We start from the raw sequence: 16,589 nt of genomic DNA, 5'->3' as shown, positions 1-16,589 counted from the left end.
TAACTCCTGGGGGACTTATTCCTTGACCGCACCGGTCATGGAAGAAACGTAATAATCGACAAAAAATGAGTAGAGGATGACAACGGGCAGCGACCCGAACAGTGCGCCCGCCATCAGTGAACCCCACTCGAAAACATCGCCTCGCACCAACTCCGTCAGCACACCGACCGGGACAGTCTTGTTCTCAGAGGATTGGATGAAGGTCAGCGCATAAATGAACTCATTCCAAGACAAAGTGAAGGCAAAAATACCGGCAGATATCAGTCCAGGCACTGCCAGCGGCAATATGACCCTGACCAGGATCTGCCAGCGCGACGCGCCATCCACCAAAGCGCTTTCCTCAAGCTCGAATGGTATGGACCGGAAATAGCCCATGAGCAGCCATGTGCAGAAGGGGATGAGGAAGGTCGGATAGGTGAAGATCAATGCGAATTTGGTATCGTAAATGCCAAATTTGAACACGATCACCGCCAACGGGATGAACAGGATCGACGGTGGCACCAGATAGGCAAGGAAGATCAAAAGACCTACCGGGCGAGAGCCGGAAAAGCGCACGCGCTCAATCGCATAGGCGGCGAAAACAGATGCGGCAAGCGACAGCACGGTCGCGCAGACCGATACGACAATCGTGTTCCATAGCCAGCCTGGATAGGAGGTTTCGAACAGCAGATATTTAATATGGTCGAGCGTTGGCTTCACCACCCAGAACGGGCTGTAATTATTATAGTCCGTCAACTGGTCGTTGGGCTTAACCGCGGTGATTGCCATCCAATAGAATGGAAACAGCAATACGATGATGAAGACCAGCAGAGGAAGGTAAAGCACGACAATGCGCCGTGGCAACCGGTTGAGATAGCTCATGCCCTGCGCTTCGTCGTTCAGCGGCTGGGCGTTTGTTTGCTCGGAAATGCTCATGATTGTCTCCCTCCCGTTCAATCTTGTCCGCCCTGTTGCCATTTGCGGCGCTGAAGGCCGAAAAATGAGAACAGGATCGAAGCCAGAAGGAATGGAATCATCGCAACAGCAATCGCCGCGCCTTCGCCAAGCTGTCCGCCAGGTATGCCGCGCTGGAATGACAAGGTTGCCATCAGATGCGTTGCATTGACCGGGCCACCCTTGGTCAGCACGTAGATCAGCTGGAAATCGGTGAAGGTGAAAAGCACCGAGAACGTCATCACCACAGCGATGATGGGTGTGAGCATTGGCAAGGTTATAAAGCGGAAACGCTGCCAACCTGTCGCGCCGTCCAGCGATGCTGCTTCATGCAGCGATTGCGGAATTGTTTGCAGGCCGGCAAGCAGCGAGATCGCCACAAAAGGAATGCCGCGCCAGACATTGGCGGCAATCACCGAGGCACGCGCGTTGTTGGGATCACCAAGGAAATTGATAGGACCGTCGATCCAGCCAAGCTGCATCAGCGACCAGGAAATAATCGAAAACTGCGCATCATAAATCCACCAGAAGGCGAGGGCGGACAATACCGTCGGAACCACCCAGGGCAAGAGAATAATGGCGCGGAAGAATGATTTGAACGGCAGATGTTCGTTGAGGATCATCGCCAGCCAGAGGCCGAAACCGAATTTCAATATGGACGCGATAAAAGTATAGAGAACGGTGTTGTAAACGGCCATCCAGAAGACCGAGTCATTGGCAAGCGCCTGATAGTTTTCGATGCCGATAAAGATGCCGTCGCGACCGATCTTTGCGTCGGTAAAGCCGAGCCATACGCCCAGTCCGAGTGGATAGGTTAAAAAGCAGATGAGGAACACTGCCGCAGGCAGCATGAAGAACAGGCCGACCGCAGTATTGCTGCGGGCCATTGTGCCAAAGGCAGAGTTTCGTTTTGCAGTCGGCGTCATTGTCATCGGATATCTCCGGTTGCGTCGGCTTCGAAAGCAATTCCAGGAAAAGCAATAGCCGGTTTTCCGTCAGGAATTGCGATACAAGAACGCCTTCCGCCGCGTTGGACGGCGGAAGGCTTTTATGGCTGCTTAAGTGGCGTAGTAGCGATTTGCGCGCTTCTCCGCCTGTGCAATGGCATCCTCTGCGGTCATCTGACCGGTCACGGCTGTCGCATACATATCGACGAGCACATAATCGGCCATCACGCCCGCCGATGCTGTTCCCAGCGGTCCGGCAAAACCGTTCGGGCGAAGCGTTTCGGAAGCCCGCGCATAGGCTTCGTGGATCGGAACGGACTTCCACACCGGATTGCTTCCATATTCCTTCAAGGGTTGGCAGCAATAGGCGCTGGCACCCTCGATCCAGGCATTCATATTCTCGGCCTGATACATGAATTGCAGGTAGGCCTTTGCAGCTTCCGGGAACTTTGTGTGCTTGAAGATCGAAATCGTTGAAGTCTGATGCAGCTCGATCGACTTGCCGACCGGACCGATTGGCAGGTTTGTCGAGCGCATGTCTTCAAGGATATCCGCCATGGATGGATCTTTCTTGGCGGCATAATAGACCGACACGCCATTTGCCGTCAGCGATACCTGCCGTGCAAGGAAGGCGCGGTTATTATTGACATCCTGCCAGCTTTCCGTGCCTGGAATGAAGGTCTTGTAGAGTTCCTGCGCATATTTGACCGATGCGAGCGTTTCAGGGCTGTTGAGGACAACTTTACCGCTTTCATCGACGATCATGCCGCCATGGCTCCAAAGCAACCAATGAGCGTAATTATTGCCGTCGCCCACTGCCTTGCCGTGCGGAAAGCCAGCCGGTGTGCCTTTTGCCTGCAAGGCCTTGCACAATTCAAGGAAGCCTGCAGTGTCCTTCGGAAACTCCTGGAAGCCCGCGGCTTTCATATGACTGTCGCGGTAAACGACCGCGTTGCCGATGGCGCAAAGCGGAAGCGCAATGAACTTGCCGTCGCGTTTGGCATAGCCTTCAAGGCCGGCATACCAGCCGCCATGCGCGCCACCCAGATATTCGCCAAGCTCAGTCACATCGACCAGCTTGTCCGGATATTGCTGCGGATCATCGAACCAGCTCATCACCATATCCGGGCCGGAGCCGACATTGGCGGCAACGGCAGCTTTCGGACGAACGTCCTCCCAGCTTTCCTTGTCGACCCGTACCTGCACGCCAGTCGCCTCAGTGAATTTCTTGGTGTTGGCAAGCCATGCGGCTTCTTCGGCTGGAACAAATGGAACCCAGCGCAGCAGGCGCAATGTAGCGCCTTCCTCCGGTTTGTAGGTTGGTGCTGCGGCTTGAGCAAAGGCAGGCGTAAGCCCGAAACGGTTGAGCCCTGCGGCAGCGACTAGTCCGGCTGATGCGCCGAGAAGATGTCTTCTGTTAATGGTCATTCTTGCTCCTCCTTGGTTGTAAAAGGCCTTCAAAATGCTCCCACATTCTGGGCCACGGGCTATGTCGGTGCTTTATGACGAAGACCTGCTACCGACCGGCAGGCACCGCTTATGCTAGAGCTCTAGACCAGGCGCTTGCCGGTCTCTGCATCGAACAGATAGGTCGCTTCCGCATGTATGGAGAGGCCGACTGTCTCGCCCGGCTTTGCATTTATGCGTTGATGGAAAACGCCGGTGACGAGATCGCCGCCAACCCGCATGATCATTTGCGTTTCCGAACCCGTTGGCTCAATCACCACCACTTCGGCAGGTATGCCGCCATCGACGATTGTCATGTGTTCGGGCCGTAAACCATAAATCAATGCGCGTCCCTTGGCGCTCTCCGGCGCTTTGGCAACGGGCAATTCGACACCATTATCGGTCTTGAATTTCAGCGTGCTGTTTGGATCGAGCTTGCCTTTGATCATGTTCATGGCAGGCGAGCCGATGAAGCTGGCAACAAAAAGATTTGCCGGCTGATCATAAAGTTCGAGCGGCGCGCCGATCTGCTCGACCAGACCGTCATGCATGACGACGATCTTGTCGGCCATGGTCATGGCTTCGATCTGGTCATGCGTGACATAGACCGTGGTGGTTTTCAGCCGTTGGTGCAGTTCCTTGATTTCAGCGCGCATGGCGACGCGCAGCTTGGCATCCAGATTGGACAAGGGCTCGTCAAACAGGAAAACCTGCGGATCGCGCACAATTGCGCGGCCCATGGCAACGCGTTGGCGCTGGCCTCCGGAAAGCTGGCGCGGAAAACGGTCCAGCAGCGGGGTGAGGCCGAGAATTTCCGCCGCAGGCTTTACGCGTTTTTCAATTTCCGCCTTTGATGCGCGTTTCAGCGTCAGCGAAAAAGCCATGTTATCGGCAACAGTCATGTGCGGATAAAGCGCATAGTTCTGGAAGACCATGGCAATGTCGCGCTCCTTTGGAGCGAGACCATTGACAACTTGGCCGCCGATCTTGATTTCTCCTGCCGAGATATTCTCCAGCCCGGCCAGCATTCGCAGCAAGGTGGACTTACCGCAGCCCGATGGTCCAACAAGGATGACGAATTCGCCATCTTCAATCTTGATATCCACACCCTTGATGACCGGGTGGGTACCGAATGATTTTCGTACGTCGGCGAATTCAACCGATGCCATGCGCTCTCCTCCAGAAATTATGTTTGGACATCACTTCTCCCAAAGCGCTGCCCCTCTGCTTTACCCGCGTCCGACCAGCGGCATTTTAGTTGCCATGATCGTCATTGTCAGTACGTTCGCGTCCAGTGGCAGGCTTGCCATATAGACAACAGCATCGCCAATGTGGTGCGCCGGTATGGTTGGCTCACTGGCGATCTCGCCATTTGCCTGCATCACGCCGCCTGCCATTTTCGATGTCATCTCAGTCGTGGCATTGCCAATATCGATCTGCCCACAAGCAATATCGAACGGTCTGCCATCCAGCGCAGTCGATTTGGTCATGCCGGTCACGGCATGTTTCGTCGCCGTATAGGGCGCTGTATTGGGGCGCGGAGTCTGGGCCGAAATCGAGCCATTATTGATAATGCGGCCGCCTCGGGGCGATTGTGCTTTCATCAGCTTCATCGCCTGCTGGGTGCAAAGAAATACACCTGTCAGATTGGCGCCGACGATTGAGGTCCAGTGCTCGAAAGTCAGCTCTTCCATGGCAATGTTCGGGACATTGATACCCGCATTATTGACCAGAAGGTCCAGCCGCCCATACTCGCTCTTGATCGCCTCGAAAAGCGCTGCGACAGAGTGGGGATCGCTGACATCCGCGGTGATCGGCTTGACCGTGCCGCCAGTATCTTTGGCCAAAGCATTGGCCGCATCGTCAAGCACGTCTTGGCGCCTGCCGGAAATGACCACCGTATAGCCGACCCCAAGAAGCGCAGTTGTGATGGCTTTGCCGACGCCTGTGCCGCCACCTGTCACCAGCGCAATTTTTCCCTTGCCCGAATCGATCACGCTCATGCTGGAATCTTTCCGCCGAGTTCGTCGTCAATATGCGCTTTGATAATGTCGTCAAAGGCGGTCTCTGCCTTGAAACCAAGCTTGCTGGCTCGCGACGTATCAAAATCCGTTGCCCAGCCGGACACGATTTTCTGGATTGTGGCATCGGGCTCACGGCGGATGAGTTTGACTGCCTTGTCACCGGCCACGCGCTGAAGAGCGGCAATTTCTTCGCCAACAAGCGCCGAAAGGCCGGGCATGGAAAGATTGCGCCTTGGACCGACCTGTTCAAGGTCTAGCGTTGCGGCGTGGATAAAGAAGCCGACCGCCGAACGCGGGCTGGCAAACCAGTGCCGCACATTCTCATCGACGGGAAGAATTGCTTCCTGTCCCGATAACGGCTCGCGCAGAATATTGGAGAAAAATCCCGATGCCGCTTTATTCGGCTTGCCAGGGCGAATGCAGATTGTGGGCAGGCGAATGCCGATCCCGTCAAAAAAACCTCTGCGGCTGTAGTCTGAAAGCAAAAGCTCCGAAATTGCTTTTTGCGTGCCATAGCTCGTGAGTGGTGTCGTAAAAAACTCGTCGCCGATCTTGTCGGGGAAAGGCGCGCCGAAAACCGCAATGGAGGAGGCAAATATAACACGCGGCTTGTAAGGCGCTTTTTGGCCCTCACTGCGGATGGCTTCGAAAAGCCAGCGCGTGCCATCGAGATTGATCTTGTAGCCCTTCTCGAAATCGGCTTCCGCTTCGCCTGAAACGATTGCTGCCAGATGGAAGATCATGTCCGGACGGGCGGCAACGAGCCTGTCTGCCACACCGGGATCGGACAAATCAGCGGCAATTGTCTGCGCAATACCGGCAAAGGTTGCCGGTGCTACGGGTTCGAAAACATCAACCAGTGTCAGCTTGTCTATGTCGGATCCAAGCGCGCCCGGTTCGGCAGCGATCTTGTCCAGAAGCTTGCGGCCAACCATTCCGGCTGCGCCGATCACCAAAACATGCATATGCGGTATTCCTCCCTCAAGCCCCTCCCGGGCTTAAAACAATTCCAGCAGAATGGACCCGGTTTTCGTCCGGAATTGTGAAAACAAGCCAGCGACTGAACATTTGTATGTTAGCGCTGTCATAAAGTTATGCACACTGACTAGCGTTCATCAAGCGTTTTATGGTAGCGCTGTCATTATTCTTGGAAAATGCTCTGGATTCGAGCCTATGACCCGCAAGAGAAATGCCAATCGAAACGCCGGTGCACCGACTTTGGCGGATGTGGCGCGGCTGGCTGGCATGAGTGAGATCACGGTTTCGCGCGTCGTTCGCAATCAAGGTCCCATTGCGGATGCGACGCGAACACGCGTTTTGGCCGCCATTTCCCAGCTTGGCTATATTCCCAATCGCGCTGCGGGGAGCCTCGCTTCCGCCGCTTCGACCTTGATAACTGTGCTCTTGCCATCATTGTCGAACATTGTCTTTCCCGATGTCCTGCGCGGAATCCACACTGCTATCACCGAAACAGGGTTTCAGTCGGTCATTGGTGTTACCGATTATGATCCCCTGATTGAAGAGCGTATTCTTCTGTCATTTCTTGCCTGGCAACCAGCCGCTGTGATTCTGGCCGGCTTGCATCACACGCCCACAGCGCGAAAACACCTCGAGCAGGGCCGGTTCCGCGTTGCGGAGCTTATGGACATTGATGGCGATCCTGTGGATATAGCTGTCGGCATGTCACATCGGCAGGCTGGCTATGAAACCGGGCGGCACCTTATCGAGCGCGGATACCGAAGATTTGGCTATGCCGGTCATATGTTGATTTCCGATGACCGTGCAAAGGCGCGCTATCAGGGGCTGTGTGAAGCCTTAAGGGAGGCTGGTCTTTCGCTGGTCGGCGAAATGCGTGTCCCTGGCGGCGGCTCGACAATAGCCGGGCGGGAGCTTCTGGAAAAACTGCTTGCAGCCCATCCCGATTTGGATGTCGTGATTTTCCCTAATGACGACATGGCTATGGGCGGTATTTTCTACTGCATCCATGCGGGAATTGTCATCAAAGAGAGGCTCGGCATATTCGGCTTCAATGGGCTGGATATCGGGCAGGCAATGCCTCTGCCGCTCTCAACTATTCTCTCCAAGCGATTTCTGATTGGCAAAACTGCGGCGGAAAAGCTGCTTGAAAGCCGCGAGCGTCCCCCGGAAAAAACCATTATCAATACTGGTTTTGACATTATCGAGGGCGCTACTGCTTAGGTGCAGCAGCTTCGTGCGTGGTTCGACAAGCTCACCATGAGGGAAGGTAATGGGCTGCATGATTAACGGCCAGCGGTGCAAATCTTGACTCCTGCAATCCTCAACTTCCCTCATGGTGAGCTTGTCGAACCACGCACACCAATCATGCAGGCAGTAATTCCCACCCACCTTTAAAATGCCTTTCGCTTTACTCACGATTGACATAAAGCAATTTTCGTTTTCGTATAGACACTACAAAAACGAAAATGAAAGCTGGTTCCATGTTCCTCGCTCCCAGACATGCCGAAATTCTGGAGATGGCCAAGGAGCATGGCCGTGTGCTTGTCGATGATCTGGCGATGCATTTCAACGTCACGCCGCAAACCATTCGCAAAGACCTTAACGACCTCTGTGATCAGCGCCTGCTCAACCGTATTCATGGCGGCGCTTTATTTCCTTCAGGCGTGCAAAATCTGGAATATGAGGCGCGGCGCTTGATAGCAGCGGGCGAGAAGGAAGCCATAGGTAAAGCTGCCGCTGAGTTGATCCCCGACAATGCATCGCTGTTTGTGAATATCGGCACGACGACAGAGGCTGTTGGGCAGGCATTGCTGGACCGTAAAGGTCTGATGATAATCACCAATAATATAAATGTTGCCAACAGGTTACGAATTTACCCCGATATTGAGGTGGTCATTGCCGGCGGTGTCGTGCGTGGCTCCGATGGCGGTATAGTCGGCGAGGCAGCGGTCGATTTCATCCGCCAGTTCAAGGTGGATTTCGCTGTTATAGGAACCTCGGCAATCGACAGTGATGGCGCCTTGCTTGATTTTGATTTTCGCGAGGTCAAAGTCGCGCAGGCGATCATGGCCAATGCGCGCCACGTGATCCTTGTCTCGGACTCGACCAAGTTCGAGCGCACTGCACCCGTTCGCATCGGCCACTTGTCGCAGGTCAACACCTTCATTACCGACCGCTGCGAAAGTGAGGCAATACGCCGGATATGCAGCGATGCAGACGTCAGATTGATCGAAACATCTGTCTGAAACCGGCTCTTGTGCGCTCTTCCATTGCGCGCTATAGTTCATTTTAGTTTCGTATTGCTTTCGCAATTATAGCTTTTTCATTTCGCATATGCGAAGAGATGGTGCGTTGCGAAATGAGGGTGGGGAAATTGAAGGGTCAGGTTTACGATATCTTCGTTATAGGCGGCGGCATTAATGGCTGCGGCATTGCGCGTGACGCTGTGGGCCGCGGCTATTCGGTTTTCCTTGCCGAGATGAACGACCTTGCCAGCGGCACCTCCTCCGGTTCGACAAAGCTTATCCACGGTGGTTTGCGTTATCTCGAACATTATGAATTCCGCCTTGTGCGCGAATCGTTGATGGAGCGTGAAGTTCTCTGGGCCTGCGCGCCGCATATTATCTGGCCCATGCGTTTCGTGCTTCCGCATCATAAAGGCCTGCGTCCGGCATGGCTGCTGCGGCTTGGTCTTTTCCTTTATGATCACATTGGCGGACGCAAGAAGCTTCCGGTAACCCGTACTCTGGATATGACGCGCGATCCGGCCGCAAAGCCGCTGAAGTCGCTTTATACCAAGGCTTTCGAATATTCCGATTGCTGGGTTAATGATGCGCGCTTCGTGGCGCTCAACGCCCGCGATGCCGCCGATCGAGGTGCGGTCATCCGCACGCGGACAAAAGTTGTAAGTGCGATGCGCGGTGCCGATCATTGGACGCTGACATTGCAGGATACTTTGACCGGCGCCAAGGAAGATGTGCAGGCAAAGCTCGTCGTCAATGCTGCCGGACCTTGGGTTGATGAAGTTCTGACCGGCGTAGTGGGCAGCAATGATGCGCATAATGTACGCCTGGTGCAGGGCAGCCATATCGTCGTAAAGAAAAAGTTCGACGATCCACGGGCCTATTTTTTCCAGAATACAGATGGGCGTATTATCTTCGCCATTCCCTATGAGCAGGATTTCACGCTGATTGGTACAACCGATCAGGATTATCACGGCAATCCGGCGGACGTGAAAATCAGCGATACCGAAATTGATTATCTTTGTGCGGCGGCCAGCGAATATTTTGTCGAGCCGGTGAAGCGCGAAGATGTGGTCTGGACCTATTCGGGCGTGCGTCCGCTTTATGATGATGGTGCGTCCAAGGCGCAGGAAGCAACGCGCGATTACGTATTGAAAACTGACGCTCCGGAAGGCCGGGCGCCGATCCTGAACATTTTTGGTGGCAAGATCACCACATATCGGCGCCTGTCCGAGCATATGCTTGAAAAGATTGAAGACCAGCTTGGCAAGCGTGGTAAGCCATGGACGGCAACCGGTACGCTGCCCGGCGGGAATTTCGCAGTAAACGCATTCGACAGTGAATTGCAGATATTGAAGTCTGACTATCCGTTTCTGACAGCTGCCCATGCACATCGGCTTTTCCGGCTTTATGGCACCAAGGCACGTGTGCTGCTTGGAAATGCAAAATCGCTCGGCGATTTGGGTAAGCATTTTGGATCGGATCTTTACGAGGCGGAAATACGCTATCAAATTGAGCATGAATGGGCGCTTACCGCGCAGGATGTGCTGTGGCGCAGGACCAAAAGAGGCTTGCATCTGAGCGCTGATGAAGCGGCTGCTCTCGATCAATTCATGGAAGGTGCAGTCGACAGGCGGCGCGCCATGGCTGCAGAATAAATATACTGCTGAGGCGCGGTAAACGCGCATTGGCTCAAGAGCAATTCCAGGAAGGTGGGAACCGGTTTTCCGTCCGGAATTGCGTAAAGGCAAAGAGTTAGAGCGCTTCCCGTTTCTGTTTGGGTGGAAGTGCTTCGGGAGGAGAAGTAATGCTGGAATTGCGAAATGTATCCAAAATGGTGAGCGGCAAGCTCCACCTCAGCGATATATCGCTGACTTTGGAACATGCGACGCTGAATGTGTTGCTTGGACCCACTCTGTCCGGCAAAACCAGCCTCATGCGCATCATGGCAGGTCTCGACGTGCCAACTTCCGGCTCTGTCTGGTTCGATGGTCAGGATGTGACGGGCGTTCCGGTTCAAAAGCGCTCGGTTGCCATGGTCTATCAGCAGTTTATCAATTATCCGGCCTTTACGGTCTATGAGAACATTGCTTCGCCAATGCGTGTTGCCGGTGCTGACAAGGCAACTATTGATCGCGAAGTGCGCAAGGCCGCTGAAATCCTCAAGCTTACGCCCTATCTCGACCGCACGCCGCTTAGCCTGTCCGGCGGCCAGCAGCAGCGCACCGCGCTTGCGCGGGCCATCGTCAAAAACGCCAAGCTGGTGCTGCTCGATGAGCCTTTGGCCAATCTTGACTATAAGCTGCGCGAAGAGCTGCGTCAGGAATTGCCACGCATCTTTGCCGAATCCGGCACGATCTTTGTTTATGCGACCACTGAGCCGCATGAAGCCTTGCTGCTCGGCGGCAGCACGGCAACCCTCTCCGAGGGGCGGGTAACGCAGTTTGGTTCCACAATTGATGTGTTCCGCAAACCGGATGATCTTATCACGGCGCAGACCTTCGCCGACCCGCCGCTGAACACAATTGCCTTGGCAAAGTTCGGCAAGGCATTCCAGCTGGAAGGCGGCGTTACCCTGCCGATCCCGTCGCATCTGACCGATATCGCTGACGGCACCTATACGATCGGCTTCCAGCCGCACCACATCAATACGGTTCGCGGCAGTGCCGATGAAATCGGATTGAAGGCCCGCGTGACAGCCACTGAAATTACCGGTTCGGAAAGCTTCGTCCATCTGTCCTTCGCCGATGCGCGCTGGACAATGCTCGCTCACGGCATCCACATTTACACGCCCGATGAAGAAATCGACATTTTCATCGACCCGCGCAACCTGATGATCTTCGATGGCAGCGGCAATTCCATTCGCCGCCAGCAGAAATTGGCGGCATAGATAATGGCACGTATCGATCTCAACCATATCCGCCACGCCTACGGTCCTAATCCGAAGTCGGATAAGGACTATGCGCTGCGCGAGGTCCACCACAGCTGGGAAGATGGCGGTGCCTATGCGCTGCTGGGACCTTCCGGTTGCGGCAAGACCACGCTGCTCAACATCATTTCAGGCCTGATCCATCCGTCCCATGGACAATTGCTGTTCAACGGTCAGGATGTCACCAATCTTTCGACGCAGGAACGCAACATCGCACAGGTGTTCCAGTTCCCGGTCATCTACGACACCATGACGGTTTACGATAATCTTGCCTTCCCCCTGCGCAATCGCGGCGTTGCGGAATCCGAGATCGACGTCAAGGTGCGCGAGACGCTGGAGATGATCGATCTTGCGAGCTGGTCCGGCAAGAAAGCCCGTGGTCTGACGGCGGATCAGAAGCAGAAGATATCGCTCGGTCGCGGCCTTGTCCGGTCTGATGTGAACGCTATCCTTTTCGATGAGCCGCTGACCGTGATTGACCCCCATATGAAATGGGTTCTTCGCTCACAGCTGAAGCAGCTGCATCAGCGTTTTGGCTATACAATGGTTTATGTCACACATGATCAGACGGAAGCGCTGACTTTCGCCCAGAAAGTCGTCGTCATGTATGATGGCGAGATCGTGCAGATCGGTACGCCAGAAGAATTGTTCGAGCGGCCAAAGCATACCTTCGTTGGTTATTTCATCGGCTCGCCAGGCATGAATGTCATGCCGGTCAAGCTTGCAGGCGGAATGGCGCAAATTGGTGCGCACGCAATACAACTTCCTACACCTGTTACCCCCGCCGATGCGAAGAAAATCGAGCTTGGTATCCGCCCGGAATATATCCGCATCGGTCGTTCCGGCATGCCGGTAAAAATTGCCAAAGTGGAAGATATTGGACGACACAAGATCGTGCGTACCCGACTTGAAAATCAGGACATTGCCGTCATCGTTGGCGAAGGCGAGGATATCCCTGCCGATCCGCACATCACCTTCGACCCGAAGGGCATAAATATCTATGCCGATAGCTGGCGCGTGGGAGGGTTATAATCATGGAAAAAACCTGGAACAATAAAGCCTGGTTTATGGTCCTGCCGGTTTTGCTGCTCGTGGCTTTCTCGGCAGTTATCCCGCTGATGACCGTGGTCAATTATTCAGTGCAGGATACGTTCGGCAATAACCAGTTCTTCTGGGCCGGCACAGAATGGTTCACGGAAATGCTCACTTCCGAGCGCTTCCATTCGGCTCTTGGTCGCAACCTCTTCTTCTCGTTCATTATCCTTCTCATCGAGATTCCGCTGGGGATCGTCATTGCGCTGAATATGCCGCGCAAGGGCTGGGGTGTTCCGGTTTGTCTCGTGCTGATGGCTTTGCCGTTGCTTATTCCGTGGAATGTGGTTGGTACGATCTGGCAGGTGTTCGGGCGTGTTGATATCGGCTTGCTCGGCCATACGCTGGAACGCCTCGGGATCAACTATAATTATGTGCAGAATCCGCTGCATGCTTGGTTCACGGTCATCATTATGGATGTCTGGCACTGGACCAGCTTGGTCGTGCTGCTGTGCTATGCCGGGCTGGTTTCGATCCCCGATGCCTTTTATCAGGCGGCAAAGATTGATGGTGCATCGCGCTGGGCAGTGTTTCGCTACATTCAGTTGCCAAAGATGAACCGTGTGCTTTTGATCGCCGTTCTGCTGCGCTTCATGGACAGTTTCATGATCTATACCGAACCCTTCGTCGTCACAGGTGGTGGTCCCGGCAACTCGACCACTTTCCTGTCCATTGATCTGGTCAAGATGGCGGTTGGCCAGTTCGATCTTGGACCGGCGGCAGCCATGTCGCTCATCTACTTCCTTATTATCCTCCTGATGTCATGGGTGTTCTACACCGTCATGACCAATTATGATGCGGAGCGCTGAGATGTCAGAATCTGTCGCCCGTACCGCAGTTAGTGTCAGCCCTGAACAGGCCAGAATGGATAAGGCTCTTGCCCGCCGCATGCGCAAGCGCGGGGATGAATCGAAATTCTGGTGGTTGATCCCGACGCTTTACATCTTTTTCCTGATGCTGCCGATCTATTGGCTCATCAATATGAGCTTCAAAACCAATCAGGAGATTTTGGGAAACTTTTCCCTTTGGCCGCAAAGTCCGACCTTGCGGAACTATGCGGTCATCTTCACGGATCCCTCATGGTATAAGGGTTATATCAACTCGATCATTTATGTGGGCATGAACACAGTGATTTCGGTGCTGGTCGCCTTGCCTGCGGCCTACGCCTTCTCGCGTTATCGCTTCCTCGGCGACAAGCATTTGTTCTTCTGGCTTTTGACCAATCGCATGGCACCGCCAGCTGTTTTTGCGCTGCCATTCTTCCAGCTTTATTCGGCCTTCGGCTTGATCGATACGCATATCGCCGTTGCTCTGGCGCATTGTCTGTTCAACGTGCCGCTGGCTGTGTGGATTCTGGAAGGCTTCATGTCGGGCGTGCCAAAGGAAATCGACGAGACCGCCTATATTGACGGCTATTCCTTTCCGCGCTTCTTCGTGAAGATATTCATTCCGCTGATCGCAAGCGGCATCGGCGTTGCTGCCTTCTTCTGCTTCATGTTCTCATGGGTGGAATTGCTTATTGCCCGCACGTTGACGACGACTGCGGCAAAACCAATCGCTGCTATCATGACGCGCACGGTTTCTGCGTCGGGCATGGATTGGGGCGTGCTGGCTGCGGCCGGCGTCTTGACCATCATTCCCGGCGCCATCGTGATCTACTTCGTCCGCAACTATATCGCCAAGGGCTTTGCCCTGGGGAGGGTGTAATGGAAAACACACGGCGTTGGCCTCTGGCGCTTCTCGCTGTTCTTGCGGTCTATGCAATCTTAGCGGGCCTGCTTGTCACAGCTGTGCCGTTGAAAAGCGGTGCGCGGGATTGGTTCGGAGCACTTGCAGGTGGCGGCTGGATGGCCTGGACATTTCCGACAGCGCTGTTTTTCCTGACCATCTTTGCGCTCATATCGCTGATGGCGGTCTGGGAATATGCCTCGCCGGGCGGCAATCCGCGCATCGGCATATTGCGCTTTGAAACCACGCGCGGCGACAGGCTTTTCGTGTCGCTGCTCGGCAGTGCTTTTATCCACCTCGCCTGGCTCGGTCTCGTTGGCCCGAATATCTGGTGGGCTCTAGCAATCTCTGTGGTCTACGCCATTGGCGTATTCCGCTTTGTCTAAAGCATCGGACTGAAATCCGATGCCCTAAATTGAAGGTCTGGCATCGCCAGTCATTCAACACCTGCAAATCGCAACTCTGGGAGGACTGAAATGCGAACGCGAATTCTAACGACAACAACAGCACTTGCGCTGCTATTGGGGGCGGGAAGTGCCTATGCGGGCATGGACGAAGCCAAAGCTTTTCTCGACAAGGAAATCGGCGATATGTCGACCCTTGATCGGGCGGCGCAGGAAAAGGAAATGCAGTGGTTTATCGATGCTGCAAAGCCTTTCGCAGGCATGGATATCAAGGTGGTTTCGGAAACGATTACCACCCATGAATATGAGTCCAAAACTCTAGCTAAAGCATTCACTGATATTACCGGCATCAAGATCACCCATGATCTCATCGGTGAAGGCGATGTCGTTGAGAAGCTGCAGACACAAATGCAGTCCGGCGAAAACGTCTATGATGCTTACGTCAATGATAGCGATCTGATCGGCACGCATTGGCGCTACCAGCAGGCGCGCAGCCTGACCGACTGGATGGCCAATGAAGGCAAGGACGTTACCAATCCTGGTCTTGATCTGGCTGACTTTATCGGCACCAAGTTCACGACTGCTCCTGATGGCAAGCTGTATCAGTTGCCGGACCAGCAGTTCGCGAACCTTTATTGGTTCCGCTATGACTGGTTCAACGACGAAAAGAACAAGGCCGACTTCAAGGCGAAGTATGGTTATGACCTCGGTGTGCCGGTCAATTGGTCAGCCTATGAAGACATTGCCGAATTCTTCACCGGTCGCGAGATCGACGGCAAGAAAGTCTATGGTCACATGGACTATGGCAAGAAGGACCCATCGCTCGGTTGGCGCTTCACCGATGCCTGGCTCTCCATGGCAGGCAATGGTGACAAGGGTCTTCCAAACGGTTTGCCCGTCGATGAATGGGGCATCAAGGTCAACGAAAAGTCACAGCCGGTCGGCTCCTGCGTTGCGCGCGGCGGTGATACCAACGGCCCGGCTTCCGTCTATTCCATCCAGAAATATCTTGACTGGATGAAGGCCTATGCACCGCCGGAAGCGCAGGGCATGACCTTCTCGGAATCCGGTCCCGTTCCTGCACAGGGCAATGTTGCCCAGCAGATATTCTGGTACACGGCCTTCACTGCCGACATGGTCAAAAAGGGCCTGCCGGTCATGAATGATGATGGCACGCCGAAATGGCGCATGGCTCCTTCGCCACATGGCGTTTACTGGAAAGACGGCATGAAGCTTGGTTATCAGGATGTGGGTTCCTGGACCTTGCTGAAGTCGACACCGGATGATCGCGCCAAGGCAGCTTGGCTCTACGCCCAGTTCGTCACATCAAAGACTGTGGACGTCAAGAAGAGCCATGTAGGTCTGACCTTGATCCGCGAAAGCTCCATCCAGCATGAAAGCTTCACCAAGCGCGCTCCGGAGCTTGGTGGTCTGATCGAGTTCTATCGTTCGCCTGCCCGTGTTCAGTGGTCGCCAACCGGCACCAACGTTCCTGACTATCCAAAGCTGGCTCAGCTATGGTGGCAGGCAATCGGCGATGCATCCTCCGGTGCCAAGACTGCACAGGAAGCGATGGACTCACTTTGCGCCGAGCAGGAAAAGGTCATGGAACGTCTGGAACGCGCTGGCATTCAGGGCGATATTGGACCGAAAATGGCTGAAGAACATGATCTTGCCTACTGGAATGCCGATGCGGTCAAGAATGGCCACCTCGCACCACAGTTGAAGATCGAAAACGAAAAAGAAAAGCCCCAGACCATCAATTATGACGAACTGGTCAAGAGCTGGAACAAGTAAGCTTGAGGCATTGAGGGGAGGGGGCGGCGCTTCGGCGCCGCCCTTTTTCTTTGGTATATTGCGATTGC

15 protein-coding genes are annotated in these 16,589 nt (G+C 54.4%); 9 read left to right on the top strand and 6 right to left on the bottom strand.

Annotation, left to right across the window (positions count from 1 at the left end):
* Window positions 1-15: 15 nt before the first annotated feature.
* The 6 genes from V9K92_RS11750 to denD form a co-directional block, all read right to left on the bottom strand.
* Window positions 16-915 carry a carbohydrate ABC transporter permease gene (locus V9K92_RS11750; RefSeq protein ID WP_115054652.1) on the bottom strand — a complete coding sequence of 300 codons (900 nt, stop codon included), beginning with the start codon at window positions 913-915 and terminating at the stop codon, window positions 16-18.
* Window positions 916-932: 17 nt separating this feature from the next.
* The gene (locus V9K92_RS11745) at window positions 933-1,820 is read right to left on the bottom strand and encodes a carbohydrate ABC transporter permease (RefSeq protein WP_435530120.1); all 888 of its coding nucleotides are present in this window, start codon (window positions 1,818-1,820) and stop codon (window positions 933-935) included.
* 171 nt (window positions 1,821-1,991) lie between these two features.
* Complete coding sequence (locus V9K92_RS11740; protein ID WP_337354061.1) at window positions 1,992-3,308, bottom strand: ABC transporter substrate-binding protein; 1,317 nt, start codon at window positions 3,306-3,308, stop codon at window positions 1,992-1,994.
* A gap of 122 nt (window positions 3,309-3,430) precedes the next feature.
* Window positions 3,431-4,495, bottom strand: coding sequence for an ABC transporter ATP-binding protein (locus V9K92_RS11735; protein ID WP_307281900.1), 1,065 nt, complete (start codon window positions 4,493-4,495; stop codon window positions 3,431-3,433).
* A 60-nt stretch (window positions 4,496-4,555) separates the two neighbouring features.
* Window positions 4,556-5,329, bottom strand: a complete 774-nt coding sequence (locus V9K92_RS11730; protein WP_115054656.1) for an SDR family oxidoreductase — start codon at window positions 5,327-5,329, stop codon at window positions 4,556-4,558.
* On the bottom strand, window positions 5,326-6,315 hold the full coding sequence (gene denD, locus V9K92_RS11725) for a D-erythronate dehydrogenase (RefSeq protein WP_115054657.1): 990 nt from the start codon (window positions 6,313-6,315) through the stop codon (window positions 5,326-5,328). The genes V9K92_RS11730 and denD overlap by 4 nt, the downstream gene beginning before the upstream one ends.
* A gap of 208 nt (window positions 6,316-6,523) precedes the next feature.
* Between denD and V9K92_RS11720 the strand changes: the two genes are divergently transcribed.
* From V9K92_RS11720 to V9K92_RS11680, 9 genes are all read left to right on the top strand, one after another.
* Window positions 6,524-7,549: a LacI family DNA-binding transcriptional regulator gene (locus V9K92_RS11720; RefSeq protein WP_337354060.1), complete on the top strand. Its 1,026-nt coding sequence runs from the start codon at window positions 6,524-6,526 to the stop codon at window positions 7,547-7,549.
* Between the two features lie 260 nt (window positions 7,550-7,809).
* Window positions 7,810-8,574 carry a DeoR/GlpR family DNA-binding transcription regulator gene (locus V9K92_RS11715; protein WP_115054813.1) on the top strand — a complete coding sequence of 255 codons (765 nt, stop codon included), beginning with the start codon at window positions 7,810-7,812 and terminating at the stop codon, window positions 8,572-8,574.
* A gap of 113 nt (window positions 8,575-8,687) precedes the next feature.
* The gene (glpD, locus tag V9K92_RS11710; protein WP_337354059.1) at window positions 8,688-10,229 is read left to right on the top strand and encodes a glycerol-3-phosphate dehydrogenase; all 1,542 of its coding nucleotides are present in this window, start codon (window positions 8,688-8,690) and stop codon (window positions 10,227-10,229) included.
* A 149-nt stretch (window positions 10,230-10,378) separates the two neighbouring features.
* Entirely contained in the window at window positions 10,379-11,461 is a 1,083-nt protein-coding gene (locus tag V9K92_RS11705; protein WP_115054659.1) for an ABC transporter ATP-binding protein, read from the top strand.
* A 3-nt stretch (window positions 11,462-11,464) separates the two neighbouring features.
* Entirely contained in the window at window positions 11,465-12,532 is a 1,068-nt protein-coding gene (locus V9K92_RS11700) for an ABC transporter ATP-binding protein (protein WP_307281913.1), read from the top strand.
* Between the two features lie 2 nt (window positions 12,533-12,534).
* The gene (locus tag V9K92_RS11695; protein ID WP_115054661.1) at window positions 12,535-13,401 is read left to right on the top strand and encodes a carbohydrate ABC transporter permease; all 867 of its coding nucleotides are present in this window, start codon (window positions 12,535-12,537) and stop codon (window positions 13,399-13,401) included.
* A 79-nt stretch (window positions 13,402-13,480) separates the two neighbouring features.
* Complete coding sequence (locus V9K92_RS11690) at window positions 13,481-14,299, top strand: carbohydrate ABC transporter permease (protein WP_115054815.1); 819 nt, start codon at window positions 13,481-13,483, stop codon at window positions 14,297-14,299.
* The gene (locus V9K92_RS11685; protein WP_115054662.1) at window positions 14,299-14,706 is read left to right on the top strand and encodes a DUF2160 family membrane protein; all 408 of its coding nucleotides are present in this window, start codon (window positions 14,299-14,301) and stop codon (window positions 14,704-14,706) included. Before V9K92_RS11690 ends, V9K92_RS11685 begins: the two co-directional genes overlap by 1 nt.
* 90 nt (window positions 14,707-14,796) lie before the next feature.
* Window positions 14,797-16,521: an ABC transporter substrate-binding protein gene (locus tag V9K92_RS11680; protein WP_115054663.1), complete on the top strand. Its 1,725-nt coding sequence runs from the start codon at window positions 14,797-14,799 to the stop codon at window positions 16,519-16,521.
* Window positions 16,522-16,589 lie beyond the last annotated feature (68 nt).

Source organism: Phyllobacterium sp. CCNWLW109, from assembly GCF_037203905.1.
In the GTDB taxonomy this organism is placed as follows: domain Bacteria; phylum Pseudomonadota; class Alphaproteobacteria; order Rhizobiales; family Rhizobiaceae; genus Phyllobacterium; species Phyllobacterium ifriqiyense.
Note: the sequence above shows the minus strand (reverse complement) of the source record. Positions and strands in the feature narration are given on the sequence as shown.

What these genes read in the sequence shown, in the direction of transcription:
- V9K92_RS11750 (WP_115054652.1), bottom strand. Translation starts at nt 915, where the DNA reads ATGAGCATTTCCGAGCAAACAAACGCCCAGCCGCTGAACGACGAAGCG.
- V9K92_RS11745 (WP_435530120.1), bottom strand. Translation starts at nt 1,820, where the DNA reads ATGGCCCGCAGCAATACTGCGGTCGGCCTGTTCTTCATGCTGCCTGCG.
- V9K92_RS11740 (WP_337354061.1), bottom strand. Translation starts at nt 3,308, where the DNA reads ATGACCATTAACAGAAGACATCTTCTCGGCGCATCAGCCGGACTAGTC.
- V9K92_RS11735 (WP_307281900.1), bottom strand. Translation starts at nt 4,495, where the DNA reads ATGGCATCGGTTGAATTCGCCGACGTACGAAAATCATTCGGTACCCAC.
- V9K92_RS11730 (WP_115054656.1), bottom strand. Translation starts at nt 5,329, where the DNA reads ATGAGCGTGATCGATTCGGGCAAGGGAAAAATTGCGCTGGTGACAGGT.
- denD (WP_115054657.1), bottom strand. Translation starts at nt 6,315, where the DNA reads ATGCATGTTTTGGTGATCGGCGCAGCCGGAATGGTTGGCCGCAAGCTT.
- V9K92_RS11720 (WP_337354060.1), top strand. Translation starts at nt 6,524, where the DNA reads ATGACCCGCAAGAGAAATGCCAATCGAAACGCCGGTGCACCGACTTTG.
- V9K92_RS11715 (WP_115054813.1), top strand. Translation starts at nt 7,810, where the DNA reads ATGTTCCTCGCTCCCAGACATGCCGAAATTCTGGAGATGGCCAAGGAG.
- glpD (WP_337354059.1), top strand. Translation starts at nt 8,688, where the DNA reads ATGAGGGTGGGGAAATTGAAGGGTCAGGTTTACGATATCTTCGTTATA.
- V9K92_RS11705 (WP_115054659.1), top strand. Translation starts at nt 10,379, where the DNA reads ATGCTGGAATTGCGAAATGTATCCAAAATGGTGAGCGGCAAGCTCCAC.
- V9K92_RS11700 (WP_307281913.1), top strand. Translation starts at nt 11,465, where the DNA reads ATGGCACGTATCGATCTCAACCATATCCGCCACGCCTACGGTCCTAAT.
- V9K92_RS11695 (WP_115054661.1), top strand. Translation starts at nt 12,535, where the DNA reads ATGGAAAAAACCTGGAACAATAAAGCCTGGTTTATGGTCCTGCCGGTT.
- V9K92_RS11690 (WP_115054815.1), top strand. Translation starts at nt 13,481, where the DNA reads ATGCGCAAGCGCGGGGATGAATCGAAATTCTGGTGGTTGATCCCGACG.
- V9K92_RS11685 (WP_115054662.1), top strand. Translation starts at nt 14,299, where the DNA reads ATGGAAAACACACGGCGTTGGCCTCTGGCGCTTCTCGCTGTTCTTGCG.
- V9K92_RS11680 (WP_115054663.1), top strand. Translation starts at nt 14,797, where the DNA reads ATGCGAACGCGAATTCTAACGACAACAACAGCACTTGCGCTGCTATTG.